At 59.2% G+C, this 26,287-nt stretch carries 26 protein-coding genes; 13 read left to right on the top strand and 13 right to left on the bottom strand.

Annotated features, from left to right (window positions below):
- Positions 1-24: 24 nt before the first annotated feature.
- The 4 genes from IB250_RS06755 to IB250_RS06740 form a co-directional block, all read right to left on the bottom strand.
- Positions 25-747: a DUF2238 domain-containing protein gene (locus tag IB250_RS06755; protein ID WP_192343507.1), complete on the bottom strand. Its 723-nt coding sequence runs from the start codon at positions 745-747 to the stop codon at positions 25-27.
- 103 nt (positions 748-850) lie between these two features.
- Positions 851-1,480, bottom strand: a complete 630-nt coding sequence (locus tag IB250_RS06750; RefSeq protein ID WP_192343506.1) for a PQQ-binding-like beta-propeller repeat protein — start codon at positions 1,478-1,480, stop codon at positions 851-853.
- Positions 1,481-1,516: 36 nt separating this feature from the next.
- On the bottom strand, positions 1,517-2,737 hold the full coding sequence (locus IB250_RS06745; protein WP_192343505.1) for a helix-turn-helix domain-containing protein: 1,221 nt from the start codon (positions 2,735-2,737) through the stop codon (positions 1,517-1,519).
- A gap of 161 nt (positions 2,738-2,898) precedes the next feature.
- Positions 2,899-3,753 carry a LysR family transcriptional regulator gene (locus IB250_RS06740; protein WP_192343504.1) on the bottom strand — a complete coding sequence of 285 codons (855 nt, stop codon included), beginning with the start codon at positions 3,751-3,753 and terminating at the stop codon, positions 2,899-2,901.
- Positions 3,754-3,847: 94 nt separating this feature from the next.
- Here IB250_RS06740 and IB250_RS06735 point away from each other — a divergent pair, with 94 nt between their 5' ends.
- A complete protein-coding gene (locus tag IB250_RS06735) occupies positions 3,848-4,489 on the top strand; it encodes an FMN-dependent NADH-azoreductase (RefSeq protein WP_192343503.1) in 642 nt (213 codons plus the stop codon).
- Positions 4,490-4,732: 243 nt separating this feature from the next.
- Entirely contained in the window at positions 4,733-5,113 is a 381-nt protein-coding gene (locus IB250_RS06730) for a RidA family protein (RefSeq protein ID WP_192343502.1), read from the top strand.
- A gap of 108 nt (positions 5,114-5,221) precedes the next feature.
- Here the strand turns inward: IB250_RS06730 and IB250_RS06725 are convergent, their stop codons facing one another.
- A complete protein-coding gene (locus IB250_RS06725; RefSeq protein ID WP_192343501.1) occupies positions 5,222-6,235 on the bottom strand; it encodes a GlxA family transcriptional regulator in 1,014 nt (337 codons plus the stop codon).
- Between the two features lie 247 nt (positions 6,236-6,482).
- Here IB250_RS06725 and IB250_RS06720 point away from each other — a divergent pair, with 247 nt between their 5' ends.
- The 6 genes from IB250_RS06720 (at position 6,483) to IB250_RS06695 (ending at position 12,110) form a co-directional block, all read left to right on the top strand.
- On the top strand, positions 6,483-6,704 hold the full coding sequence (locus IB250_RS06720; RefSeq protein WP_192343500.1) for a hypothetical protein: 222 nt from the start codon (positions 6,483-6,485) through the stop codon (positions 6,702-6,704).
- Positions 6,705-6,941: 237 nt separating this feature from the next.
- Positions 6,942-7,793, top strand: a complete 852-nt coding sequence (locus IB250_RS06715; RefSeq protein WP_192343499.1) for a putative selenate ABC transporter substrate-binding protein — start codon at positions 6,942-6,944, stop codon at positions 7,791-7,793.
- Positions 7,790-8,587 (top strand): phosphonate ABC transporter ATP-binding protein, encoded by a 798-nt coding sequence (locus tag IB250_RS06710; RefSeq protein ID WP_192343498.1) that lies wholly within the window; start codon positions 7,790-7,792, stop codon positions 8,585-8,587. Before IB250_RS06715 ends, IB250_RS06710 begins: the two co-directional genes overlap by 4 nt.
- Positions 8,581-9,408, top strand: a complete 828-nt coding sequence (gene phnE, locus IB250_RS06705) for a phosphonate ABC transporter, permease protein PhnE (protein ID WP_192343497.1) — start codon at positions 8,581-8,583, stop codon at positions 9,406-9,408. Before IB250_RS06710 ends, phnE (IB250_RS06705) begins: the two co-directional genes overlap by 7 nt.
- Entirely contained in the window at positions 9,405-10,172 is a 768-nt protein-coding gene (gene phnE / locus IB250_RS06700; RefSeq protein ID WP_192343496.1) for a phosphonate ABC transporter, permease protein PhnE, read from the top strand. Before phnE (IB250_RS06705) ends, phnE (IB250_RS06700) begins: the two co-directional genes overlap by 4 nt.
- Positions 10,173-10,748: 576 nt before the next feature.
- Entirely contained in the window at positions 10,749-12,110 is a 1,362-nt protein-coding gene (locus IB250_RS06695; protein ID WP_192343495.1) for a hypothetical protein, read from the top strand.
- Between the two features lie 143 nt (positions 12,111-12,253).
- On the opposite strand, the gene IB250_RS06690 is transcribed toward IB250_RS06695, so the two are convergent.
- Positions 12,254-13,126, bottom strand: coding sequence for a DNA/RNA non-specific endonuclease (locus tag IB250_RS06690; protein WP_192343494.1), 873 nt, complete (start codon positions 13,124-13,126; stop codon positions 12,254-12,256).
- 313 nt (positions 13,127-13,439) lie between these two features.
- On the opposite strand from IB250_RS06690, the gene IB250_RS06685 reads away from it, so the two are divergent.
- Entirely contained in the window at positions 13,440-13,841 is a 402-nt protein-coding gene (locus IB250_RS06685; protein WP_007895980.1) for a hypothetical protein, read from the top strand.
- A 212-nt stretch (positions 13,842-14,053) separates the two neighbouring features.
- Positions 14,054-14,335: a DUF3303 domain-containing protein gene (locus IB250_RS06680; RefSeq protein ID WP_192343493.1), complete on the top strand. Its 282-nt coding sequence runs from the start codon at positions 14,054-14,056 to the stop codon at positions 14,333-14,335.
- A 43-nt stretch (positions 14,336-14,378) separates the two neighbouring features.
- On the opposite strand, the gene ligD is transcribed toward IB250_RS06680, so the two are convergent.
- Genes ligD through IB250_RS06660 form a run of 4 tightly spaced genes read right to left on the bottom strand, consistent with a single transcriptional unit; the run spans position 14,379 to position 20,555 of the window.
- Entirely contained in the window at positions 14,379-17,003 is a 2,625-nt protein-coding gene (gene ligD / locus IB250_RS06675) for a DNA ligase D (protein WP_192343492.1), read from the bottom strand.
- Positions 17,000-18,166 carry a carboxylate-amine ligase gene (locus IB250_RS06670; RefSeq protein ID WP_192343491.1) on the bottom strand — a complete coding sequence of 389 codons (1,167 nt, stop codon included), beginning with the start codon at positions 18,164-18,166 and terminating at the stop codon, positions 17,000-17,002. The genes ligD and IB250_RS06670 overlap by 4 nt, the downstream gene beginning before the upstream one ends.
- Positions 18,138-19,139, bottom strand: a complete 1,002-nt coding sequence (locus tag IB250_RS06665) for a methyltransferase (protein ID WP_192343490.1) — start codon at positions 19,137-19,139, stop codon at positions 18,138-18,140. Before IB250_RS06665 ends, IB250_RS06670 begins: the two co-directional genes overlap by 29 nt.
- Positions 19,140-19,166: 27 nt before the next feature.
- The gene (locus tag IB250_RS06660; RefSeq protein WP_192343489.1) at positions 19,167-20,555 is read right to left on the bottom strand and encodes an iron-containing redox enzyme family protein; all 1,389 of its coding nucleotides are present in this window, start codon (positions 20,553-20,555) and stop codon (positions 19,167-19,169) included.
- A 619-nt stretch (positions 20,556-21,174) separates the two neighbouring features.
- Here IB250_RS06660 and pcsA point away from each other — a divergent pair.
- The 3 genes from pcsA to IB250_RS06645 all read left to right on the top strand — a co-directional run bounded on the left by pcsA (position 21,175) and on the right by IB250_RS06645 (position 23,546).
- A complete protein-coding gene (gene pcsA / locus IB250_RS06655; RefSeq protein WP_192343798.1) occupies positions 21,175-21,897 on the top strand; it encodes a phosphatidylcholine synthase in 723 nt (240 codons plus the stop codon).
- A gap of 11 nt (positions 21,898-21,908) precedes the next feature.
- On the top strand, positions 21,909-22,295 hold the full coding sequence (locus IB250_RS06650; RefSeq protein WP_192343488.1) for a DUF488 domain-containing protein: 387 nt from the start codon (positions 21,909-21,911) through the stop codon (positions 22,293-22,295).
- Positions 22,296-22,619: 324 nt separating this feature from the next.
- Positions 22,620-23,546 (top strand): universal stress protein, encoded by a 927-nt coding sequence (locus tag IB250_RS06645; RefSeq protein ID WP_192343487.1) that lies wholly within the window; start codon positions 22,620-22,622, stop codon positions 23,544-23,546.
- A gap of 146 nt (positions 23,547-23,692) precedes the next feature.
- On the opposite strand, the gene IB250_RS06640 is transcribed toward IB250_RS06645, so the two are convergent.
- The 3 genes from IB250_RS06640 to IB250_RS06630 form a co-directional block, all read right to left on the bottom strand.
- Positions 23,693-24,505, bottom strand: a complete 813-nt coding sequence (locus IB250_RS06640) for a class I SAM-dependent methyltransferase (protein WP_192343486.1) — start codon at positions 24,503-24,505, stop codon at positions 23,693-23,695.
- A 36-nt stretch (positions 24,506-24,541) separates the two neighbouring features.
- The gene (locus IB250_RS06635; protein ID WP_192343485.1) at positions 24,542-24,814 is read right to left on the bottom strand and encodes a DUF4242 domain-containing protein; all 273 of its coding nucleotides are present in this window, start codon (positions 24,812-24,814) and stop codon (positions 24,542-24,544) included.
- Between the two features lie 188 nt (positions 24,815-25,002).
- Positions 25,003-26,214 (bottom strand): cytochrome c biogenesis protein DipZ, encoded by a 1,212-nt coding sequence (locus IB250_RS06630; RefSeq protein ID WP_192343484.1) that lies wholly within the window; start codon positions 26,212-26,214, stop codon positions 25,003-25,005.
- Positions 26,215-26,287: the final 73 nt, after the last annotated feature.

The following is a 26,287-nucleotide window of genomic DNA, read 5'->3' as shown; positions in this document are numbered from 1 at the left end:
TTCAATTAGAACACTCTATAAATTCTATGAATTCTTTTCGAGGGCATTTAATTGAGCGCTTCGATGAAACAACCGTCGCCGAAACCAGACAACCAATAACGTAAAGAACGCACCTGCCACGGCCAGCGCCATATCGGCTTGAGAGTCCCATGGGTCATTTTGTGCAGCGACAAACGCCTTCGCCGTGTCTTTTCCCAGGTACTGCCCCCCTATCCATTCCACGATTTCATAGACAGCCGAGGTCGACAGCACGATGTTCAACGCGATAAACCCAACCCAGAAACCGCGCAGCGGCGTGATTCGCACCAACACTTCCCGAATCGGATACACCATCAAGAGTCCATACGTCAGATGGACCAGCCGATCGTAATGATTACGTTCCAACCCAAGGGTTTTGTTCAGGCTGACCCCAGTCAAGGCTGAGCACCAGCGGTCGTAGGGCACCAGTGCATAGGTGTAGTGCGACCCGAGTTCATGAATACAGAGAAATACGAACACCAGACTGATGGAAACGGCAGACAGACGGAACCGTCGAGAGACGCCCACCAGGACCATCACCAGCAGCAGGGCCAGCAGGTTTTCCAGGACCCAATCCACTCGGCTATGGGGTGAAATACCCAGTGCTGCGACGATGAGAAGAAATGCAATCAACAGCGCCAGGTCGTATCGCGGGTGCTCCTTGGGCGTCATGACCGGTAGAGGTCTGCTGTGAGTACTCAGGTCTTTTGCGCCTATCGACTTGCTCATTGGGCGCCTTCTTCTCGAGTCTTTTAAATTCGAGACGCGGCCGCTTCGCAAGTTCGTTTTTTCTGGGCGGGCATTGCGGCCCGATACCCGCCCCCAACGCTTATCAAGGCCGGCGCACCGCCCTCACCTTCCCGCTGCTGCCGCCGCCACAGAAAAACCGGTCGCGACCATCGAACTCAAGTCCCGAGACCCCGACGCCAGCTGGCATCTGGACGCTCTCCAACACCTCGCCCGTGGCCGGGTCGACTCGCCGCAGCTCACTCTCGTCACCCTCCCAGGTGCCGTGCCACAGGTCGCCCTCGACCCAGGTTACCCCGGTGACGAAGCGGTTGGATTCGAGCGTGCGCAGCACTGCCCCGGTCTGGGGGTCGAGCTGATGAATCTTGCGCTCGCGATATTCACCCACCCAAAGCGTCCCTTCGGCCCAGGCGAGCCCCGAGTCGCCACCGCCGCCGGGCGCGGGGATGGTGGAGAGCACACGCCCGGTCTGTGGGTCGATTTTCTGGATACGATCCTCGGCGATCTGAAACAGATGCTGACCGTCGAAAGCTGTGCCGGCATGGGCGGCGACATCGATCGAGCGCAGCGTCTTGCCACTCGCAGGATCCAGGGCGTTGAGTTTGTCGCCGGAGGCAAACCAGACCTGCCGGCCGTCATGGGTGACGCCGTGCACGCTGTCGACGCCTGGGAAAGGTCCGTATTCGCGGATGATTTCAGCCGTTGAATGTTTCATGTCTTGCTCCTCGTTCACTGGGTTGGTGAAGGGATGCTAATCATTGGGCAGCAACCCTGTGAGTAACAATACCGTCGCGAATCCTGGAACCTGCGGGGTCATCCAGCGACGGGCCCGGCCATGACCGAACGACTGCACCTTACCGGCCACCGCCAGCGTGTCGAGGGCTCGTTGCACGGTGCGCTGACTGGCGCCAAGCGCCAACGCCAGGGCCGAACTCGACCACGATTCGCCGTCAGCGAGGAAGGCGAGCAGCGTCGCATGCTGCTCTCCGACAGGCCGCGCCAGCACCACGACGTCACGTGCACCGTGCGGCACCAGCGCAAACCCGCGTGGGGTCGCGACGACATCGGCGATCAGGTGCAACGCTGCGCGCAGCCGCCCGAGCTCGACGCGCAATCGCGCGCGATGGGAGTCATCCGCGAATTTCATCCGAAAGGCGCGCGCAATCAACGTCTCCCTCGGTACATCAGCGGGCCACGCTTCGCCCAACGCCCGGGCGAGCGCGAAGAGCACCGGCCGCCGGGCGAGTGAAACTGACGAGCCTGCGTCGCGCACGACATACCGGCAGGCGTCCACGACCAGGGCGGGGGACGCCAATAACGCTTCAATTTCATCGAGCAGCAGCGGCCGTTCCTGACCACCGACAATCAGCCGCGCCGCCGGCGTGTCGAGGATGCGGGCGGCACTTTCGACCTCGGCCGTCAACGCGGGGATAGCGGCGTGTTGTGCGGCACGCTCGGCCCGTTCAAGTGCCGCGCGCGCTGCTTTTGTTTGCAGGCGACGCATCGCAACGCCTGCCACGACCAGTTCGTAGGCTGCCCTCGATGCGGGTGGTAACGGCGTCGGATCGAGTTCGGCGAGCCGGTGTTCGGCTTCGTCGAGGTGCCCGATCAGCAACAAGCGGCGAATCTCGAGGTACCGCGCATGGGCGGCGTTGACCCAGTCGCCGTGCGCCTGAAGCGTCGCCCGCGCGGCGTCGAGTGCCTTGGTTGGCCAGTTCAGGTCCCGCGAGGCGAGCGCGATCTCGGCCTCGGCGACGACACATCGCGCGCGGGGCAACGCCTCTTTCGGCCCGAAAGCACGTGCGGCGCTGCGCACCAGGGCCTTCGCGCGCACAAGGTCGCCCAGCTGCGCCATCGCGATGCCGCGAAGCGCGAGGGCTGGCGCATCGTCGCGCAAGGCGATGCGGTTCAGAGCGCCAAGGGGATCACCCGCCGCAAGCGCACGCGCTGCCGCCGTGATCAGCGAATCCATCTGAAGCGCGCCACCTGTCACCCCCACCGTCCGATGCCCGCTGATCAGTCTATCTCACGACCGCATAGCCGCACGCCGATCTGCCACGGGAGCTGCTTACTTGATCGCCAGGCTGGGATCGACAGCTCCTACAGGGCCGATCATCGCCTCGTAAATGACGATCAAGCCCTTCGCGTGGAGCAATACTCCACAATGAGCTGAGAGAGCGCCGCCATAATCGCTTGATCCGCTTCAGCAGAGGCAAACAACCGAAACTGCGCATCCGGCAAATCCGGCAATCCTTGTTCCGCCCCCAGAACCGCCAGTCCCTGCCCCAATTGACTGACCGTCATGGGCGCCACCGCGAAACCAGCCAGCGCCGCCGCCCGCAACCCGGACGTGCTGGTGCATGACATCGCCGTGCGTTGGGCGATCCCCGCCTGAGCCAGCCGCCGCAGCGCGATCTCACGATAAGGACATGGCTCAGGAAACAGCGCCAGCGGCAACGGTGTCGGTAACTGGGTGACGGGTTGCGCCGACCAGGCCCACACCAGCGGTTCTTGCCACAGCAGCAACCCCGCTTCGCTGGTTTCGCACAGAGAACCGATGACCAGCTCAAGATCGCCTTGCTTCATCAGGTTCAGCAACGTGCCAGGAATGCCCACCTGCACGTCGATTTCCATGCCCGGGTACTGCGCCGCGAAATCCTGAAAGGCCCGCAGCAATCGCGGTTCGACAAAATCCTCCGACACCCCGATCCGCACCCGCCCGTGAAACGGTGTGCGCGTCAGTTGCGCCCAGGCATCACGGTTCAGCGCGAGGATCGTCCGCGCATAAGCGATCAGGCGCTCGCCATCGGGCGTCAATTGCTGGGAACGGGTTGTACGCTTCAACAGCGGTTTACCGACCTGTTCTTCCAGTCGCCGCAAGTGACCGCTGACCGCAGATTGGGTCAGGTGCAGCTTTTCGGCTGCGCGACTGAAACCGTCTTCATCGACGACGGTGACGAATGTTTTTAACAACAGCACATCGAACATAGTTCTATTCGTGATTAATGACTTATTTATTCACGATTTATATTCCAAATAAAACTATGTTGCAATGATTCAACTTCCCCGCCCGAGACACGCCATGACCACCCTTCTGCACATCGAATGTTCCCCGCGTAAACAACGGTCAGCCTCCCTTGAAGTCGCCCGCGGCTTCATTGCGCGCTATCAAGAAAACACCCCGGACACCGAAATCATCACCCTCGATCTTTGGAACATGGTGTTGCCGGAGTTCGACGAGCTGGCAATGGACGCCAAATACGCCGGGCTCAATGGCACGCCCTTGACCCCGGCGCAGCAAGACGCCTGGAACACCTTGAAAGACCTGGCCGGGTTTCTGCACCGCGCAGACGTCCTGGTAATGTCCGTGCCACTGTGGAATTTCAGCATTCCGTACAAGCTCAAACAATTCATCGACCTGGTGTCGCAGAAAGACATTTTATTCAGCTTCGACCCGGAGCGCGGTCTGGAAGGCATGCTGCGCAATAAAACCGCCGTGGTGATGTACGCCCGCGGCCTGGATTTTTCGGCGCAGTCGATCACGCCAGCGGAGCGCTTCGACTTTCAGAAGCCCTACGTGGAAGCCTGGCTGCAATTTATCGGCGTGAGCGATGTGCACTCGGTGATTGTCGAGAAAACCATCCTGGGGGAAGACGTTGACCAGGCTGCGCGTAAGGCCGCGACTCAGCAGGCCATGAGGCTGGCAGATAGTCTCGTGCTGTAAACTGACCGCGGTACCTTAAGTCATAATGCGAACGCTGCGTTCGCCCGTAGCAGCTGTCGAGCTCCAGCGAGGCTGCGTTCGGCTGCAAAGCAGTCGTAAAATCAGAGATTACGATACATCAGGCAGACCGCGTTTCGGATTCACGACTGCTTCGCAGCCGAACGCAGCCTCGCTGGGGCTCGACAGCTGCTACAACTGCCCCATACACAACCGCCTTTCACCACCTCAAGCAAGAGAACCCTCATGGCAAATCGCGACATCACCTTTCTCCCCGACCCAGACCCGGAATCCATCTCCTCCGATGTCGCCGGTTTCGGCGGCCTGTTGGTCTCCACTCAAATCCCCACCCGTGCCGACGGCAGCCTGGAACTGGGTGGCATCACCGAGCAGAGTGAATGCACTCTGCAAGCGCTCAAGGTAGCGTTGGAGCTTGCCGGCAGTTCGATGGACCGGGTGCTGCATCTGACCATCTACCTCACTGACATGGCCGACCGAGCCGCCTTCAACGAAGTCTACAAGCGCTTCTTCGCCAAGCCCTGGCCGGTCCGCGCCGCCGTTGGCGTGGCGTCCCTGGCGGTCGAAGGTATGCGTGTGGAAGTCACCGCGATGGCGGCCAAGGGCTGAGTCTGCGGACTTGTCCGGCGCATCTGCTCCAGCGAGCGGCCGCCACCGGGCCATTCCCGACAGCAGGTTTTTTGCCGTCGGGAACCCTCGCAGGTACTCAAAAAGCGGCTATTTGACGAGCCGTTTTTCCTTGGAAGGCCTGTAGCCGAAGTACGAGCTATAGCACTTGCTGAAATGACTGGGCGACACAAAGCCACAGGCAACCAGCACGTCTACCTGGGACAGCTCGGTGTGCTGAAGGAGTCGACGCGCTTCGGTGATGCGCAGCTCCATGTAATATCGCTGCGGCGTTGTCCCGAGCTGCTCCTTGAACAAGCGTTCGAGTTGTCGCCGGGAACGGCCGGCATAAACCGCCAGTTGCTCCAGCTCCAGAGGCTCTTCGAGGTTGGCATCCATCAGCTTGACCACCTCTCGCAGCGGCGCGCTCACACAGATATTTTCAGCCGGTTTGATGCGCCGGTAGCGAGACTCCTCGAAAGCAAGAATGTCCTCGATCCCCTCGACCAGGGCTTTATCGTGCAGTTCCTTGATCCAGTCCAACGCCATATGAAATGCCCCAGAGGGACTGGACGCAGTGAGCCGGTCTCGATCAATCACATAGGGTTCACTGGTGACATGCGTTGCCTTGGAGATTTCCGCGAGTGCGGGGCGATGTTCGGGGTGAATGGCGCAACGGTATCCATCGAGCAAGCCTGCGCTGCCCAGGAACCACGCACCGTTCCACAACCCGGCCAGAATGACACCCTGATCTGCCGCCGCTCGCAACAGGCTGATGAACTCATCAGTCGCCTTCAGTTCTGTCCTGTAACCGCCGCAAATGACCAGCAGGTCCAGGTTGTGAATGGCTGAAGAATCTATGCGTGCATCCGGCCGGATGACCAGGCCCAGATCGCTGATGACCTCCCCCTCATTCAAGCCGAACGTTCGGGAAGAGAACAACCCGGGGCGCAGAAGATTCGCGGTGACAATCGTATCCAGCGCTTGCGTGAACGCGGGCAGCGAGAAATGCTCGAGCAGCAAAAAGCCTGCCCGAGTCATTCGAGCAGGCTCGCCAGGGTTTTCATTCAGATAGCGGAGGTTTTTCCCCTTCATGCCTCCGCTGAATTGACGTCTTTCGATCAATGTTCGACCCACTCGGTTACGTTAGCCAATCTGTCATTTGGTGCGCTGCTTATAAGGCGTCATGCTACCTGCACAAGCTCAAAAAGCCCTAGGGGTCGTTCTCAATTAGTGCGCAAAAGCGAACAAAAAAACCGACCGATGGCAATGGCTGAAAACGGCAAACATTGAACGGCGTCATAAAGGCTGAAAAACCCGAACTCCCTCCATACCGATGAATCCAATTTATAGGCCAATGGAGGTGAGCGAAATGAACAATGATGACCGTGCGAATGACGACGAATCAGAAACGACCTCGAACGTCCCGCCTGCCGATACCTCTGGCAAACCCGACGATGTGGTTGAAACAGCGCTTGAGGACAGCGACAGTGACGCCGAAGGTATCAATCAAACCCATGCCCGGGAGCTGGAGGCTGAAGAGCTCAGGCGAAAAATAGCGGAGATTGAACGCAAGGTGGCGGACGGTAACTAGCAGGGTGCCGCCTGGAACGAGAGAAATCATGATGCAGACGTTGGTCGGGGGTGATCTCACAAACGGTGTTATGCGCTCCGAAAATTGACCGCTTTGCGTTTTGGATTCAACCCGTCGATGCAACAGATTGCAATTGGGCCAAAACCGGTCAATATCGCTCCCTTTCGTCTACCCTCACAAAGCGCCAGGCCTGCCTGGCGCCTCGACATTCTTTCGTTAATACACCGGAGATTTTCCATGCTCAAGCGTACCCTGGCATTGGCCGTCAGCTTGATCCTGCCTTTTTTCACCCTGTTGGCGCAGGCCGCCGATACGCTGAAAGTCAGCGCGATTCCCGATGAAGCCCCGACCGAACTGCTGCGCAAGTTCAAGCCGCTTGGCGCCTATCTGGAACAACAATTGGGCATGAAGGTCGAGTTCGTGCCGGTGAGTGATTACCCGGCCGTGGTCGAGGCGCTGGCTACCGACCGCATCGACCTGGCCTGGCTGGGCGGCTTCACGTTCGTGCAGGCACGCCTGAAAACCGGCAATGCCATTCCGCTGGTACAGCGCGAACAGGACGCCCAATTCACCAGCAAATTCATCACCGCCGACCCTGCCGTCAAGTCCCTCGCCGATCTCAAGGGCAAGACCTTTGCATTCGGCTCGGTGTCCTCCACATCGGGCAGTCTTATGCCGCGCTACTTTATGCTCAAGGACGGCATCAAGCCTGAAACCTACTTCAGTCGCGTCGGCTACTCCGGTGCCCATGACGCCACTGTCGCCTGGGTCCAGGCCGGCAAGGTCGACGCCGGCGTACTGAACGCCAGCGTGTGGGAAAAACTGGTCGCCGCCGGCAAGGTCGATACCACCAAGGTCAAAGTGTTTGCGACCACTCCGGCCTACTTCGACTACAACTGGACGGTGCGCGGGACCCTCGATCCAGCGCTGGCGGCCAAGATTAAGGCTGCCTTCCTGGCCCTCGATCCGGCGAAGCCTGCGGACAAGGAGATTCTGGATCTGCAGGCCGCCAGCCGATTCATCGAAACCAAGCCCGAGAACTACAAGGGCATCGAGGAAGCCGCACGCGCCGCCGACCTGCTCAAATGACATTGCGTCTAACCCAGGTCAGCCTTACCCACGCCAATGGTGTCCAGGCGCTGCGTGGCGTGGACCTGCACATCGGTGCAAACGAACAGGTCGCCATCATCGGCCCGTCCGGCGCGGGCAAGTCGAGCCTGCTCAACCTGCTGGCCACTGCCCTGCGACCGGGCAATGGCGAGCTGCAGGTGCTCGGCGAGCGAGCCTGGCAGCTTTCCGCCCGCCAGCGTCAGCGTCTGCGCGCGCGTATCGGCCTGATCCATCAGTCGCCCCCCCTGCCACCGCGCCAGCGCGTGGTCACCGCGGTTCTGGCCGGTAAGCTGGGTCAGTGGGGTCTGGGCAAGAGCCTGCTGAACCTGCTGCACCCACTGGATATTCCGGGCGCACGCGCGGCATTGGCCCGGCTGGACCTGAGTGACAAGTTGTTCGCGCAATGTCAGCAACTGTCCGGTGGACAGTTGCAACGTGTGGGCATTGCCCGCGTGTTGTACCAGGCGCCCGAGGTGTTGCTGGCCGATGAGCCGGTATCGGCCATGGACCCCGTGTTGGCCCATCACACGCTTTCGGTGCTCTGCAGCCATGCCCGACAGCACAACGTCACCCTGGTCGCCAGCCTGCATGCGGTGGAGCTGGCCCTGGCGCACTTTTCGCGCATCATCGGCTTGCGTGATGGACAGATCCTGTTCGACCTTCAGGCCAGCGAAGTCGACCGTGAGTTGCTCGACAAGCTTTACGCCAACGAACAACTGCTATCCCCACCGATTGCTCCGGCGCCCTTGAGTGTGCAGATACCCCGATGCTGACCCGTGATACCCGAGATCCGGCCACCCGGCCCCGCCTGCTGTTCACATTACTGGCCCTTGCCCTGCTGTGGCCGGGCATCCACTTCAGCGAATTGGACCTCAGCGTACTGGTGGCGAGCGACAGTCAGAGCGAGATGGGCCGGTTTGTGTCCGCCTTCTGGCCACCGGCCCATGGCGAGGAATTCATTGAGCTGTTGTTGCAAGCCACCCTGCAGACCTTGGCCATCGCCACGGCGGGCATGGCCCTGGCGTTGCTGTTGGCAGTCCCCGCCAGCCTGTTGGCCAGCCGCGCTCTGTCGCTGTCTGCGGCCTCCCGCGCCGGCCACCCGAGCTATTGGGGCCAACTGCTGCGTTGGCCGGTACGCGGTTTGCTGATCTTCCTGCGCAGCGTGCCGGAAATCGTCTGGGCCTTGCTGTTCGTGCGCGCCGTCGGCCTCGGCCCGACGGCCGGGGTGCTGGCCATTGCCATTACCTACAGCGGCATGTTGGGCAAGGTCTATGCGGAAATTTTCGAGTCGGTCGACCAGCGCCCGGCCCACGCGCTACTGCAATCGGGCAGCGGTCGGCTCACAGCCTTCTGCTACGGGATCCTGCCCAATGTCGCGGCGGAATTGCTGTCGTACACGGTGTACCGCTGGGAATGCGCCATCCGCGCCTCAGTGGTGATGGGCTTTGTCGGTGCCGGCGGTCTGGGCCAGCAAATAGATCTGTCGTTGCGCATGTTCGCCGGCGGTGAGGTGGCCAGTTTGTTACTGACCTTCCTGGTGCTGGTACTGCTCGCTGATCAACTCAGCCGCCTGCTGCGCTGGAGGCTGGCATGAATCGCCTGATCAATCTGGCACTGCTGCTCTGCATTGGCGCAGCAGTGATCGCCTCGTTCATCTACCTGGGCATCGACCTCGGCGAGCTGGGCAGCACCGGCAACCTGAAGCAGATGGGTGCTTATGCGCAGCGTTTTCTCAGCCCGGACCTGAGCTCCGGCCATCTGCAAGCCATCGGCCACGGCGCCCTTGAAACCATTGCCATGTCTGCCCTTGGCACCCTGCTCGCGGCGGTATTCGGTCTGCTGTTGGCATTGCCTGCGGCCGGGCGTTTCGGCTGGCCATTGCAAAGCGCGTCGCGTCTGGTGCTCAACGCTTTGCGCGCGGTTCCGGAACTGGTGTGGGCCGCGCTGATGGTCCTCGCCGCCGGCCTCGGCCCCAACGCTGGCACCCTGGCGCTAGCCCTGCACACCACCGGCGTACTCGGTCGGCTGTTCGCCGAAGCGCTGGAAAACACCCCTCCGGAACCGGCCGAAGCCATCCGCTTGCAGGGCGGCAACGTCATATGGGCTTTCTGTTACGGCACACTGCCCAACCTGTTGCCCCAGCTACTGGCCTACGTCCTGTACCGCTGGGAAAACAATATCCGCATGGCCAGCGTGCTCGGCTTCGTCGGCGCCGGTGGTTTGGGGCAAATGCTCTACGTCAGCCTCAGCCTGTTCCAGGAAGCGCAAGCCAGCACGGTGATTCTGGCCATGCTGTTACTGGTATTCGCGGTCGATACATTGAGCAGCTGGAGCCGTCAACGGTGGGTCAAGGCTTGACTGCTTCAGATGCATCTGCAAGGCGCACGGCAATCGTTCAGTGGGTCTTCGAAGCTATGCAAACCCGAGGAACGACAGGATAACCACGACGATCACAACGGCCCCGACGATGTAGATGATGTTGTTCATGAAGGCCACCTCTCAACCTGGACAGGACTGCGACACGAGGGTGCTACAAATACAAAGTACTGCACCTTTGCGCGCAATTCCATTCGGAACACACATAGGCCCCGCTCTCACCGAAACCTTGGTTGACGCCGGGGAAAAGGACGACGGATTCGTTTTCCCTGAACGTCAGCCCGGGGGGATTTCGGCCAGTCACGACAGCCTGGGCCAAACGCGGCCACCCAAAACCAAGGGGTGCACTCAGTTTCCCCGACCACCTATTGATCGCGGTCTGTCATCGGCTAGTGGTGCTGAGGTGTTGGGCGTGAAATATAGGCCTATGATTTACAGGGACTTTTAAAAAAAGTCGGAATCGGTAGCGCAGAGTTATCTAGAGACTTCTATTATTTCGTTATCGCCGAATCCGGTCTAATCACTGTTATACGTTAGCGACAAAGCCAGGAGAGTAACATGTCGATAAAAAAAAGAACGGCCTTACTCCTGCTGGCTTTTAGCTTTTTCGGAGTGACAAGTTGTGCCAACATAAGAAACTATTCAGAAATTTCAAGCGAAAGAGACAAGAGCATTGTTTCTGATATTGACTATTATGACTTTGCATACAATGTAGACGTTATTGTGCTTCCTGCAGAAATAAAAAACAAAGAAAATGTAAATATTGACAATAGCTTTTCAGGTGACTTACAGATTTCAAACTGGGGGAATGCTATCAAGAATGCGACCCAGAAAGAAATTCATAACAGTGATCGCTTTATCGAATTTGGACATCACAGTGGGCGCATTGAAATAAGCACAGAAGTATCTTCAGTATCTGTAAGCAACACCTGGGGTGGAGTCCGAACGAAGTGCAACGTCGTTTATACATATAAAGATTTAGTGGCAGGAAAAACACTCTCCAAGCATGATAGCGCCATTGAAGTAATGACACTCTCCCCCACCCTACCAAAATCAAGTAATAGTGTTGTTTACAGCTTTGATCAACTTACATACGCCATTGCTCGCGAGGCGATTATTGGCCTCATTCGGTTGCCGCCCATTGCTGATATTCAGCTAACACAGAAGCAAGTGAAATTTTACAACTCGAACATAAAAAGAAAATCCAACCAAATTATTAGCTACGTTCCAATTGACAATCTTATTCGAAAGAATAAAAAGGAACTGAACTCTGCTTTTTCAACGACTAAGAAAGTGCAAAAAAGCAGAAATAAATCGGCGAATAAAAACAAATCAAAAGTTAGAGTAGAGACCGTCTCTGCTCCCACTGCCCCCACCCTGAAATCTAACACAGCTAGTGATACAACCACCGCAAACACCGCTAAATCGAGTGAAAACTCTGCCAATCAGAACTCAAGCCAGGTTGCGATTGATACTAAAAAGGACGATAGAAGTTCAGGAGGCATTGCTGGTTCATCGGAGCGTTTGAAGGATGGCACCGTTAAAAACGACGAGCCCAGTTATGACGGCAGTGGATATATAGCCACGCCGGGGCACTATCAACCTCAAAACGAGGTATCGGCGGAGCAAGAAAAAGCAATGGATGCATGGATTAAAGAGGAAAACGCAAAGTTACAGGGAGCGACTGGCAACGCCGCTTCACGTATCGGATATACAGCCGCACCGGGACTCAATCAACCTCAAATCGAGGTGTCGGAAGAGCAAGAAAGAGCAATGGACCAATGGTTGAAAGAGGAAAAAGCAAGGTTACAGGGAGCGACTGGCAATGCCGCTTCACGTACCGGGTACACAACCATACCGCGACTCTATCAACCTCAAAACAAGGTAGAGGCAGAGCAAGAAAGAGCAATGGATGAATGAAAGGGCAATAAAGCAAACTCCGCAGCCAACGCCAAAGAGTGCGGACCGGAAAATCGCAGCAACTTTTTAACCACCGCTATTTATCCGTAAATGAAACACCCCATCGGTTGCCTCCAGCCTTTGGGGTGCAATTCATCAAGCCATCAAGAGCGCCCTACGGAACCTGTGACCGGTAGATTCCCCAGCAATTTGAGCCCGGTACTCTTCACGAAAGCGTCATAGTCCATCGGTCTCTCGATACGAGTTTCAGCGTTGGGCAGTACGTAGGCCCATGCACGCTTGGACGATGCGTCGTAAACCAGCTTGAACAGGCGGGTCGGCACCCAGACCTTGTTGTCGCCGATAGTGGTGTGGCCTGAATCAAAGAGCGGGCCGGTAAAGACAAAAACATTGCCATCGGCTCGCTTGGCAAACTTTCTGACATCGGACTCGACCTTACTCCAGATCTTCCGATTATTGGTTGGGTCCTGCGGCACCATGTTCGACAGTGCAAAGGATTGAGCCATTGCATTGGGATTCGGCGCATCGGCTGCCGGGGATTGATGGCCGCGGTCCACGGCCGGATGTTGGCTACGGTAGTCGCTCAACTCTGCCCGCCCACTCTTGGGGATGCGTGGGTCCGGGTAGAACTGGTTGGTGCGCTCCTCGCCTTTGGCATCCTGCAGCTGCGCGGCATTAAGGCGTTCGACCACGACCAACGGCGTCTTGCTGGTTTGCGAGTACAGCACCGCAAAGTTGTCGGAACACAGGGCCAGGGGTTTCATGGTTGCAGGCACAGTGGCCGTGTTGATCGGTTGCGCAGCCGGGAACAGCTCTGCGCAGCCGTCAAACGAGGCCTGTTTCTGTTTGTTCGAATAGAGGCCCAGGGCCGCGTTCTGGCTGATCGAGCCCGAGCGGGATACTTGCTCCTGATGCTGGGTGGGCGGCTTGATGAGATCCAGCAGACTGCGGGCTTGTGCCCCGGTCGAAAGCAAAACAAGGGCCGACAGCCCAACTGCAATTTTGCGTAGGTGCATGCTTTAAATCTTCGAATTGGATTGAGGGGTAAACGTACGGCGAGTCCCGATTCACGGAACCTGGTGGAGGCGGTTGCTGATTATATTGCGGCGAGCATGCTTTCACTGTCCTTGATCAAAATGTCGATGCGGATCCGGTCGGTTCGCGCGGGATTTATTGACCATCACAAGTCACTTTAGTGCTGAGCAGCGTTTACATTCGATTCGTCGATGCTCTTCGAAGAAGCGATCGGCAGAGGAATGTAGACATCGCGCTCAACGGCACAACAACCCCATGGGCAAACCCGATCATAGCGCTCTATGATTGAACCCCATGACGACTTCTCTTCCAATCCGCCAACCCTGCCCGCCCGGAGCCTGCATCTGCGAGCGTGAGCCGTTGCTGGAAACCCCCGGCGCGGATCTGCGCATCCTGAGCCTGACCCGATCGGAGGAAAAGCGCCTGGTCGAACGCCTGGAAAATCTCCAGAGCCTGAGCGATCTGGAGCGTCTGCAACGCCGGATGTACGAGCAATTGGGTCTGCGCGTCGAGATCGTCCCGGGCTTCAATGAAGTGCGCACCATGCGCGGCATCAACATCACCCTCGGCGAACTGCCGGGCCTGTGCCGCAAAACCCGTCAGTCTATTCCGGCGGCGATTCGTCGAGGGCTGGAGAAGCGCCCGGAGATTGCCTACGAGCTGCTCAATGCCAACGACTTGTTGCGTGATGCCTGATGGTTCTCGCTGTTATCTCGATATGTTCGTTTCAAATGTCCTGAAAGAGGATCAGCGGTCGTACGCGAAATGCGGGCCGCTGCTATGCCTTCTGATGGGAGAAAGGGTATCAGGCCAGCCAGGACGGAACTGGAAACACAAGCGTGGCCGTGGCCCGGCGCCAGCCATGTGCGCGAAGATAAAAGGTGCCAATCCGTAGCAGGAGGTGGCAGATGTTATTCATGGTCCGTTGGTCCATCAGTCCGCAACAGCGTAATAGCGCAATCGAACGTTTTCTCAAGACCGGTGGCGCGCCACCCGCAGGCGTAAAGATGCTGGGGCGCTGGCATGCCGTCGGTGGCTCGAGTGGTTTTGGCATTGCAGAAGCCAGTGATCCAGTGTCGATTCAGAAGTGGGTGCTGGAATGGAGCGACCTCATGAGCATGGAAGTCCACGCCGCAATGACCGACGAACAGGTGGCGCCGCTGTTGGCTGCCGCAGTCGGCAAGCAATAGTCGTCGAGGCGGCGAGTGCCCTCGCCGCCTTCCTTCTGATTCACTATTTTTTCATCCCCACCCGCCGCCGCATTTCGGCGGTTATCGTCTGTCGGGTTTTCTTCAGGTCGGCCCAGGGTTCGTCACCGATGTCGGCCAGACGTTCATGCACGTTGTGCACGTTCCATTGATTGCCACCCTTGAGCTCGGCCACCTCCTCGCGAAAGATCGGCACCGACACCGGCAGCCCTTCGCGGGTGCGCACGGCGTACGCGCAAATAGTGGTGGCGCCCAGACCGTTGCGCAGGTAGTCGATGAAGATACGCCCGATACGGTTTTTCGGTCCGGACACCGCAGAAAAGCGGTCCGGCAGTAATTTGGCCATGTGGCTGACGATCGCGTGGCTGAAGTCCTTGACCTCGTCCCAGCCGTGTTTGCGGGTCAGCGGCACGATCAGGTGAATCCCCTTGCCGCCGCTGGTTTTGAGAAACGCCTTGAGCCCCAGTTCATCCAGCACCGTGAGGGTTAGCTGGGTCGCTTCGATCATGCTTTTCCAGGGCAACGCCGGATCCGGGTCGAGATCGAGGACAAAGCGATCGGGTTTATCCAGATCGACTGACGTGGCATTCCACGTGTGCAGTTCCACCGTGCTCATCTGCACCGCGCCGATCAGCGCATTGGCGTTGTTGATGATCATCACCGGTTGGCCCGTCAGTTCCTTGTCCAGGGTAACAATCCCCGGAATGGCCAGGCGCTCGGCGTTCTTCTGAAAGAACAGTTCGCCGGCGATGCCGTCCGGCGCGCGCACCAGCGCCACCGGCCGGTCCTTGAGTTGCGGCAGTATCCATTCGGCGACGCTGGCATAGTACTGCGCCAGTTGCATCTTGGTCGTGCCGCTGCTGGCGTCGATCACCCGGTCCGGGTGCGTGATCCGCACTTTGCCGCTGGCCAGGCCAATCTGCGACGGCGCGACAGTCGACTGGGCAGTTTTCGGGTCGGCGGCGTCAGGTTTCTCGGCGGCGGATTTGTTCTTCGCTGCGGATTTTGCTGCGGCAGTTTTCGAGGCTGATGTGTTCACGGTTGTCGGCAACTCCTCGGTGATTTCTTTGGCAGGCTTGTCATCACGCAAACCATGGAACACGGCGTGGCGCACCGAGCCGTCCTTGGTCATTTCGGCAAAGGCCACTTCCGCCAATAAAGTGGGTTTAAGCCAATGCACACCCTTGGCTTCAAAACCGCTAGGCGGATTGACCACCGACGGCTTTTTCGTCTGCAGCGGTTTCAATTGTTCGTAAATGCGCTTGAGAGTCGCCTCATTGAACCCGGTGCCAACCTTGCCGGCATAACGCAATTCTCCGCTGTCGCGGTCGTGCAACCCCAGCAGCAACGCGCCAAAGGCACTGCGTGCGCCTTTGGGGTCGGTGAAGCCGACCACAACGAATTCCTGCCGGTGCTTGCACTTGAGTTTGATCCAGTCACGGGTGCGCCGAGACACGTAAGGCGACCCCAGGCGCTTGCCGATCAGTCCTTCCATCTTCATTTCGCAGGCACTGTTGAGCAACGCCTCCGGGGATTCGCCGAATGCGTCGGAGAATCGCAACAGCGGGTTTTCATTGGGCTTGAGCACGGTCGCCAGCGCCGCCCTGCGCTCCTCGACAGGCACTTCGCGCAGGTCCACGCCATTGAGGTAGGGCAAGTCGAACAGGTAGTAAACGATGCTGCCACTTCGACCGGAATCGAACGCATTTTGCAGCGCCTGAAAATCCGGAACGCCTTGCTCGTTGGCCACCACCATTTCGCCGTCGAGCCAGGCCGATTCCAGCCCCAGCGCCGCCAATGCCCCGGCTTGCCGGGGCAATTTGTGGGTCCAGTCATGACCGTTGCGGGTGAAGAGTTTGACCTCGTCGCGGTCGATGCGCGCCATGACCCGGTAGCCGTCGAACTTGATCTCATAGCTCCATTCGCCGTTTGGCGCGGATTCGACCAGTGTCGCCAGTTCAGGTTTGAGCAGCTCCGGCAGTTTGGCTTTGCGTGCGCCCGTCAGTTGTGCCGACTTTTCCTTACGCGCCTTGGCCGGCACTTTTTTGATCGGTTTGGTTTTTTCAGTACCGTGCTTTTTTTCCAGAATTGTACGGTCGCTGAGCACGCTGTCTGGCTCGGCGGCGACCACGTCGTATTCGCTGTCAGGTCTGGCGGCGCTGTCTTGATGCTTGATCAGAAACCATTGTTCCTGCTTGCCCGGCATGTGCGTGCGCACGAGGTTCCACAGGCCGCCCAGCTTTTCCCCCTGCAGCTCGAATTTCAGCCGGCCCTTGGCGTACGCCTTGGCCGGATCGTCCTGGGGAATCCACACCCCACGGTCCCAGACGATCACATCGCCAGCGCCGTAATGCCCTTCGGGAATGGTGCCCTCGAACGTGGCGTATTCCAGCGGATGGTCTTCGACATGGATCGCCAGGCGCTTGACCTTGGGGTCCAGCGACGGCCCTTTGGGCACAGCCCAGCTTTTCAGCGCGCCGTCGAGTTCCAGGCGAAAGTCATAGTGCAGGTGCGAGGCATCATGCTTCTGAATGCAGAATTGCAACGCATGATCCTTCGCTGTTTTTTTGCCCGAGCGTTTGACGGCGGCCGGTTCCGAGGTCGCCGAGAAATCGCGCATGCGGTTGTAATCGTCCAGGTTCTTGTTCATGGCTCACCTACCGCTCGTTGCGAGGCCGGGCTGGCGCAAGGTTGTTCGCCGGTTTCCATCAGCAGTTGATCGACAGCTTGCGCCAACGCCTCGGGCATCGAACGTCCGTCGCACAAGGCCTGTTCCACCGCGTACCGTTGCCGATCCGCGCTGGTCCCCTCAATCAGCATGCGCCGGGCCTGTTTGAAGACGTCTTGCACACCCAGTTGCTGCGCAGTTTCGGCAAATGTCATTTGCGCCAGGGCCAGCCATTGCTCGATCGAGATTGTCGGTTCGTGGTCCTGGCGGATGAAGGTGCCGTGAATGCCGTAACGCTTGGCACGCCAGCGATTTTCCTTGAGGATCCAGTAAGCCGCGCGGCTGAAGTTCGCCCCGGGCAGCGGCTGCGCGACGGCGTCAGCGACCATCAGGCGAAACAGCGAAGCGATGCACAGCGCATCGTCCAACCGTGGGCAAGCGTCGGTGATGCGCAGCTCCAGCGTGGGAAACCGGGCGGCCGGGCGCACGCTCCACCAACAGTCACTGGGCTGGCGGATCGAGCCGGTCCGGGTCATCAGCGCGACGTAGTCATCGAACGCATCCTGATCCTCGAAGAACTCCGGAATGCCCATGCGCGGCCACTCGTCGCAGGCGACTTGGCGATAGCTCATGAAACCGCTGTCCACGCCCTCCCAAAACGGGGACGAGGTGCTGAGCGCCAACAACAGCGGCACCCACGGCAAGATTTCGTTCATGACGCGGATACGATCCAGATGACCGGGCACTTCGACGTGCACGTGCAGCCCGGACAACAGGCTGCGCCGGGCCACTCGCTGGTAGTCATCGAACAACTGATGGAAATGCACCTGATCCGTCGGTTGCTGAATTCGCCAATCTGCCAAGGGGTGGCTGCCGGCGCTGAGCAGGCCCAGGCCGAACGGCTCCAGAGCACGTCGCAAGGCACTGCGGGTGGTGGCCAGGTAATCGGCAGCCTCCGGCACACTGCTGAATACCGGTGAGGCGACTTCAATTTGCCCCTGGAACATTTCATAGGCGAACGACTGGCCCAGCGCCGCCCTGCACGCCTCGATCGCTTGGACCGATGGCTGCCCCGGCATGCGCCGGGAAGCGAGGTCGGTGAGGAAGTATTCTTCTTCAATGCCGAAGTTCAGGCGCCTGTTCATCAACGTTTTCCCCAATGCCTGGGCCGAGACGCATCACGGTCAGCGCGACGACGGCAATCCGTTCCACCCGTTTGTAACCGGGGGTCGACAACTCCTCACCGAACACATCGGGATCGAGTTCGCGATACGTCCAGCCGAACCCCGGAGCCTCCAGGCGCGGAGTGAGGGCCTCCAGCAATGGATCGCGGCCATCGACCATCGCCGCGCCGGTGTACAGCAGCAACGAGCCGCCGGGCGCCAACCGACCGAGTGCCTGCTCGACAATCCGCAGTGACAACTCCGCACCCAACGCGCCACCGCCATGCCGGTAAGCACGCTCGGCCGGGTCGGCCATGTAGGGTGGGTTGGCGACGATCAGGTCAAAGTATCCGTCGACATCCTGCAACAGATCGCTGGCTTCGACCCTGACGTTAGCCACTTCGGCAAGCGCGGCGTTGATGGCTGTCATGCGCAGCGCCTCGGGGTTGATGTCCAGCGCCAACACCTCGGCTTCGCGACGGGCGCGGGCAATCAGAATGGCACCGACACCGGCGCCGCAACCCACGTCCACAGCGCGCCTGATCGGGGCGAAATTTTGCTGCAAATGGGCGTGAATCAGTTGGGCGAACCGGTAAGTGTCAGGCCCGAAGAACACCGAATCGGCGGCCTCCGTAGGAAAGGCCGAATGCACGAACAGCAAGTCGTCGAGGCTGGACCAGCGCACCCGGCTTTTCAGCCGCCCGTTGCACGGCTCCAGCACCTGCGCCTGTTGTAACTGGCGTTGTTCATCCGCCGACAATAGCCCTGGCTCGAACGGTCGCGACCAGCCAAAAACATCGCGCAGGGTCTCGGCCCGTCGACCTTCGGCGCGGTTATTGACACGCTGATGGGTCAGCGGCGTCGGCGTGATGAAGCGATAGCCGTCAGCCTGCAGGCGCCGTCCCAGTCGCACCAGTGCCAGGTCGGCGACAGACAGCTGTTCTTCCTGACTCATAAACCGCTCCCGTTGATAAAAGGTGTTCTAGAGAAGGCTGGATTTGAGTTCGACAAACCGGCGTGTCGCCAACAAACCCGCAGGATGAGCATGCCGACGGGGCGAAAGCCACGGCATTAACACCGGCATCTGCTCGTGCCCGCTCAAACCGTTCAGCGCGGTATGCAGGCGCTTGATATCCGGATCGCTGTCGGCGGGCACCGGCGTCTGCGCCGTGACGCTACTGCCGCGTCGTACCGCAGCGACTGGATGCTCCGGCGTCCAGTCGCCAGCAATCCAGTCATGCAGCAACTGTTTTTCGTAAGGGCTGAATACGCCGAACATCGCCGCGCCGGCACCGTCGATCAATTGCCAGAAGCGGCTGGCCTGCGGGTCCTGGTGGCGCTTGATCCAGCCTCTGTTTTCCATGGCCGCCAGCAATCCTGGCAATTGCTCCGGTGAAGACAGCCACTGATTGACGGTCTTGCCTTCAAAGCGGCTGTAATCGGAATGCATGTGCTGGCCGAACGGGCGTTTGCGTTCCAGCATGCTCAGGACTTCACTGTCCAGGTCGAACGACTCAATGATCGCCCGGCTGCCCTGCCCCAGGTCGTTGAGCCGATAACCCAGCGCCACCCGACGCAAAAAGTTATCACGGTCGCCTTCCACCGGGAGCAATTGCAGTACCGACTGCACCGCCTTGTGAGCATGGCCGATGCTGGCGTTGTCGATGGTCACGTGGAGCGTGAAATAAAGCGGATCGATGCCCAGTTCGCTGAGTTCATAAGCGCTGATCAACAAGTGCAGCGGCAGCTGTTCATAGCCGAGGTTGTAGCCGATCACTTCCGGTAAATACTCGTCGGCGCAATAGCCGAGCGCCAGTTGAATCGCGCCTTGCAGGTAGCGTTCATCGGTAATCGCGGCAATGTCTGGCAAGCCATGTTCGGCGAGCAGTTTGCGGTAGATCACTACATGATTCTGCGCCGGATTGCCCTCACCCAATTCTTCCAGATAGGTGCACAACAGCCCGTCGAAGCGCGGGTCCTGCCAGTGCGGCAACAGGCCATAAAGCCAGGCGCCATCCACCAGTTTGGTCGGGGCTACCGCTTGCAGGAAAAACAACCCATGGGCTTTATTGCTGAAGAACTGTCGCGCCCCACCCGCCTTGCGTTGCTGAAGGTAATCGGCGTATTGCCGGGCCACGTCGACGCTGTGCTGTTCGACCCAGTTTTGCAGGGCCGAGAGGTCCCGTGGTAGTTCATCGGGCAGCTGCGCCGCTTGCTGCAATTGCTCTTGCAGGAAGCCCCGGGCGAGCGCATGTTTTTGCGCATCATCGTCGTTCAGCAACAACTGTTCATAGAGCGCCTTTAAGCCGCCAGCGACAGTTATCACGTGCTCGTGGGCAGGCCGGGATTGAAGTCGTGTCAGGGCAGTCATGGAATGGTTTTCTCGCTCTGCGGCCAGTGGCAGGACGCTGGATCAGCACGTCTCTATCAGCAGAGCGGCGGTGCCTGAAAAAAATTCCATTGGCGTTGAAATTGGCCGGACAGACGGGCCAGCGCCGTGGCACTGGCTCGCGGCGCAGTTCAGCGCAGGGGGATTCACGCCTCTGGTGACAGCCGAGAATTTAGGCCTTACGTTTCTGCTGCCGAAATCACCGGCCGCATCCCGGGATGTACACAATTTGTGTAGGAGCTGGCGCAGGCTGCGATCTTTTGATCCTGGCCATTTTCAAAACCGCTGAAGATCAAAAGATCGCAGGCTTCGCCAGCTCCTACAGGTGGATGCCGCGCCGCCCTTGCCCTTCCCACTCCTGACAGAAATGACACTGCCACGTTCTATGCTGCGCCCACCTTGAATGGAGCGCACAGGCGGACAATGCATTAATTCTTGCCCCGGATATTTCCGGGGTATTTTTTTGCGCGGCGGCTAAGATTCATAGGTGGTGAACCTTATCCCCGAAAATCCGGTCGATACCTGCAACCCGACCCGGTTTGCCGACGCCCTCAACAAGAGGGTGATCATTGGCTTGCTTCACTTTCTGGAGAACGCTCCCGTGATATCCACTGTACACATTGCCAGGCTCAAAGCATGGGGCGCCCATGGTTTTACCGCCACTGGCGTGGTCACAGCCTTCCTCGCGACCCTCGCCTTGTTGGAGAACCAGCCGACCAATTGCCTGCTGTGGCTGGGCGTGGCGCTGATCGTCGACGGTCTGGACGGCGCGCTGGCACGCAAGGTGAATGTGCAGTCGGTGCTACCGAGTTTCGACGGATCGATCCTCGACCTGGTGATCGACTATCTGACGTATGTATTTATCCCGGCCCTGTTCATCTACCGTTACATCCCGTTGCCGGACTACACCCTGCTGCTGACCGTGTCGCTGATTCTGGTGTCGTCACTGTTTTGCTTCTGCAACGTCAACATGAAGAGCAAAGACAACTACTTCCAGGGCTTCCCCGCCGCGTGGAACGTGGTTGCGCTGTGCCTGTACATCATCGACCCGTCGCCGTGGATCACCTTGCTCGCCGTCATCGGCCTGGCGCTGTTGACCGTGACCCGCATGAAATTCCTGCACCCATTCCGCGTGCGCCGGTTCATGCCGATCAACATTGCCGTGACGGCCATCTGGCTGCTGTGCAGCTTGTCGCTGGTGGTCAACCACCCGGTCGTCAATCCGCTGGTGATGGGTTTGTGGCTGCTGATGTCGGCGTACTTCCTGGGTATCTGCTTCTGGCGCACGGCGCTGGAGTGGTTCGACAGCTCGCGGCTCAAATAGGCACTGCGATCATGCCCATCCACATCGTCCAACTCGGCTCCCCCCGCACCGCGAATGAAGGCCTGCGCCTGGGCACGGTACGCCGCCCGCCCCGTGGTGTACCGAAGGCCGAATTTGCCAGCCGGGATTTTTACGACGTGTGGCAACCGCTGCTGTCCCCCAGCCCCGAATTGGTGGCTGAAGCCAAATCGGCGGAAGATGCCAAGGCCTGGGGCGCCTTCAAGCGCAAGTTCAAGGCCGAGATGAACCATCCCGCGCCCAGTCAACTGCTCGACCTGCTGGCCGCCCTCTCCCATCAAACGTCGCTGGCGGTAGGGTGTTATTGCGAAGACGAGGCCCACTGCCACCGTTCCGTGTTACGGGAGTTGCTGGAGGCACGGGGCGCGAAGGTTGTCTAGATAAAGAAAACCCCACAAATCCCTGTGGGAGCGGGCTTGCTCGCGAAGGCGGAATGTCAGGCGACATCTCTATCGACTGAACGGCCATCTTCGCGAGCAAGCCCGCTCCCACATTAGAACTTCGGCGTGACACCCATCGCCTGCACACCGCGGATCCCTTTCATCATCCTGTCCCGCTGATGCGCTTGCGGACGAGATTTTGATCATGGTCAATACTTAGAGGATTGAATGGCTATCGAATGACCACACGTCGGGCGCACAGGCGCTTCCCCATCGCAATCCAGGGGGCCCGTCGTCTGCTCGTTTACCCACGGGAGGTTTGTCATGTCTGGTCAAGCTCGTTTCATGCTGGTCGCCTCGCCCCTGATGGAACACAGCCCTGCCTTCGACCGGGCCGCAGCGCTGGCCAAGGCCGAAGATGCGGCCCTGCATATCGTTGCCTTCGACTATCTGGAGGGCCTGGCGACCGCCGGCTTGGTCAACGAAAAGGCTCTGGAGCAGATGCGTCTGGGCTATGTCGAGCGTCACCGCCAGTGGCTTGAGGAACAGGCTCGCCCCTTGCGCAAGATCGGTGTGCACGTCACCACGGAGGTGACTTGGGTCGAAAATCCGCTGGAGGAAATCCTGACGCACCTCAAAGAGCAGCCGATGGACGTGCTGATCAAGGCGCTGGAGCACCAATCGCGGCTGTCGCGGCTGGTGTTTACCCCCCTCGACGTGCATTTACTGCGCGAATGCCCGGTGCCGCTGCACTTCGTCAGCCATGCCAAGCATGCGTTGCCGCGCAAGATCGTTGCAGCGGTGGACCCCTTCCATCGTGATGATCACTACAAAAGCTTCAATGACCGGATTCTGCACGAAGCGTCAAAACTCGCGAGTGCCTGCAATGCCGAGCTCGACGTGGTCTACGCCTATGACCTTTCGTCGATCAGCTCGGACGAGTTCAGCTTCGAAAACGGTTCGGCTTTTTTCGCCTCGGAAAAGGCCAAGACCCTGTTCGACTTCCAGGAGGATGCCTTCAACGAATTGGCCGCGCGCAACGGCATCGCGCCGGAGCAACGGCACATGCTCATGGGCAGCCCGACCAAGGTGCTGACTCGCTACGCCGATACCTATGACGTCGACGTGATTGTCATGGGCCGGGTCGGCCATCGCGGCATGGGCCGGTTGATTGGCAGCACCGTGGAACATCTGCTGTACAAAATGCCGTGCAGTGTGTGGGTGGTGTACACCGAGAGGCTGGATGAGTGATCGGCCTGGTCAGGTAGTCAATTCTGCACATACCCCTGTGGGAGCGGGCTTACATCGCGAAGAGGACCTTACATTCAACAGTGATGTTGACTGAATGTCCGCCTTCGCGAGCAAGCCCGCTCCCACAGGGGATTTGTGTTGTCGTTTCAACGCCGTGTAATCACCACCTCCAGGTATTCACCGGGCACCACCAGCGACCGCTCCCCTGCCCGGTTCAGGCGATTCAACAGTTCGGTCAAGTCGTTTTCCAGGGCCGTGCCCCCTTCGGGTGGCAGGGTCGCAAAGGCCTTGTGTACCGGCCCATACCAGGTACGGAAGGTGTCGATAAAGTGCGCGGCCGAGCGATAGCGGAAGTTGAACAACCGCCGTGTCACCTGGAGCTGAAAGTCGCGCTGATCGAACTGCGAGTGCAACCAGGCTTCGGTGCCCCAGTTCGAAGGGGGTTGCGCTCCTGGCGGTGGCGGCATGTGGCGGCCCAGGGTCTTGAACATCTGGCCGATGAAGCCTTCAGGCGTCCAGTTGGCAAGGCCGATCCGCCCTCCATGACGGCACACCCGCGCCAGTTCCGCTGCGGCCTTGGGCTGATCCGGCGTAAACATCACACCAAAGGTCGAAAGCACGGCATCGAAACTGGCGTCCTCGAACGGCAAGTCCTCGGCATCGGCCACCTGAAAGGTCACGTCCAGGTGTTCCGCCCGTGCGCGGTCTTCGCCGCGTTCAAGCAACTTGGCCACGTAATCGGTGGACGTGACCTTGCAGCCCCGGCGCGCGGCGGCGAGCGTTGCATTACCGTTGCCGGCGGCGACGTCCAGCACCTGCTCATCACAGAGCAAGTCGCAGGCTTCGGCCAGTTGTTCGCCGACGATCTGTAAGGTGGTGCCGATCACGGCGTAGTCGCCGCTGGCCCACGAGGCCATTTGACGGTTTTTCAGGGCAGTGAGGTCAATGGGGGTACTCATGAAATCTGCTCCGTTGCGGGTTGGAACTCGTCCGGCTCACTCCGCCGTGGTGGGATCGATGACGTTCATGACCCGGGAAACGCTGTTGATGGGAAATTCACCTTTTTGGGCGTGCTCCCTGATCAGTCCCTCATTCGGCGCGATGTACACGCAGTAAATCTTGTCGCCAGTGATGTAACTCTCCAGCCACTGCACCTCTGGTCCCATCTCGCGCAACACATCGCAGGATTTTTGCGAGATCGCTTTGAGTTCCTGTTGCGGCAGTGCACCGGCGCCCGGAAGCTCGCGTTCAATAATGTATTTAGGCATGGCAACGTCCTTTTCTTGAGGGTGATGACAGGGTCGGCAATGATCCCGTCGTCCACAAACTATCGCTCCCGGATACGCTGGCGTCCTGCCGATCGTCCGGAGAACCCACGAAATATGGCATTCTCCGATACATGGTCGCCTATCTGTAACGCCGCATTAACAGATCGGCTTGCTTCGCCGAAAACGGGTTATGCAGCAGGCGTTTTGGCCTCTTCCAGCAGTTGCCGAATCATCTGTTCCTGAGTCTCGTACCGTCCCTCGCCAAAGTGGGTGTAACGCACCTGCCCCTGGGCGTCGATCAGGTAGTGAGCGGGCCAGTACTGGTTGTCGAAGGCGCGCCAGATCGCGTAGTTGTTGTCGATCGCCACCGGGTAGGTGATACCGAGTTTTTTCACCTGCTCGCGGACGTTGTCGATGATGCGTTCGTAACCGTATTCAGGGGTGTGCACGCCGATCACCACCAGGCCGTCCTTCTCGTATTTCTTCGCCCAGTCCTTCACGTAGGGCAAGGTGTGCTGGCAGTTGATGCAGTCGTACGTCCAGAAGTCCACCAGCACCACTTTGCCGCGCAGTGAATCGTTGCTCAGCGCTGGCGAGTTGAGCCATTCGACCGCGCCAGAGAGTGACGGCATCGCGCCTTTGGCCGCGTCCTGGGTCGAGTCGGCCTTGACCTTGCTGACGAAGTAATCGACCACTTTCGGTACGGTTTCCAGCACGCGCTGTTCAACCGTGGTAACGCCTTCGGACGAGGTGCTGGCGAGCAATTTGTTGTCGGCACCCGTGGAGATGACCGCGGCGGCAACCAACACCGCAGCCCCCGTGCCGCGACGCAGCCAACCGGTGAGCGGAATCGACGGTTTCAAGCGATTGACCAGGCCGCGACCGGCGAAGATCAAAGTGCCCAGGGACAACGCGCTGCCCAGGCCGTACGCCACCAGCAACAGACTGGTCTGAACGTTGGCGCCTTGCAGCATGGCGCCGGTGAGGATTACCCCGAGGATCGGCCCGGCACACGGTGCCCAGAGCAGCCCCGTGGCGACGCCGATCATCACCGAGCCTAACGGGCCAGACATTTTGCGAGTGTTGGGATCAAGGCGATTGCCCAGCAGCACAAATGGGCGCGCCAGCCAGCCACCGATGCGAGCGGAGATCAGCGACAGGGCAAACAGCACCATCACGATCAGCGCCACATGGCGGCCGGTGTTGTTGGCTTGTATCACCCAATCGCTGCTGACCACAGCCAGGCTGGAGATCAGGGCGAAGGTCAGGGCCATGCCGCCGAGGGTGAGCAGGATCGAAGAACGCGTGCGTTTAACACCGGCAAACAAAAACGGCACGACCGGGAGGATGCAGGGGCTGAGGACGGTCAAAATACCGCCCAGGAATGCGATGAAGAACATTGAATCACCTTGAAATGCGAGTTCCATGTGGGAGCGAGCCTGCTCGCGATAGCGCTCTGGCAGTCACATGGAT

This window comes from Pseudomonas sp. PDM09, from assembly GCF_014852305.1.
In the GTDB taxonomy this organism is placed as follows: Bacteria; Pseudomonadota; Gammaproteobacteria; order Pseudomonadales; family Pseudomonadaceae; genus Aquipseudomonas.
The sequence above is the reverse complement of the archived record's forward strand: the minus strand, read 5'-3'. Positions and strand labels throughout refer to the sequence as shown.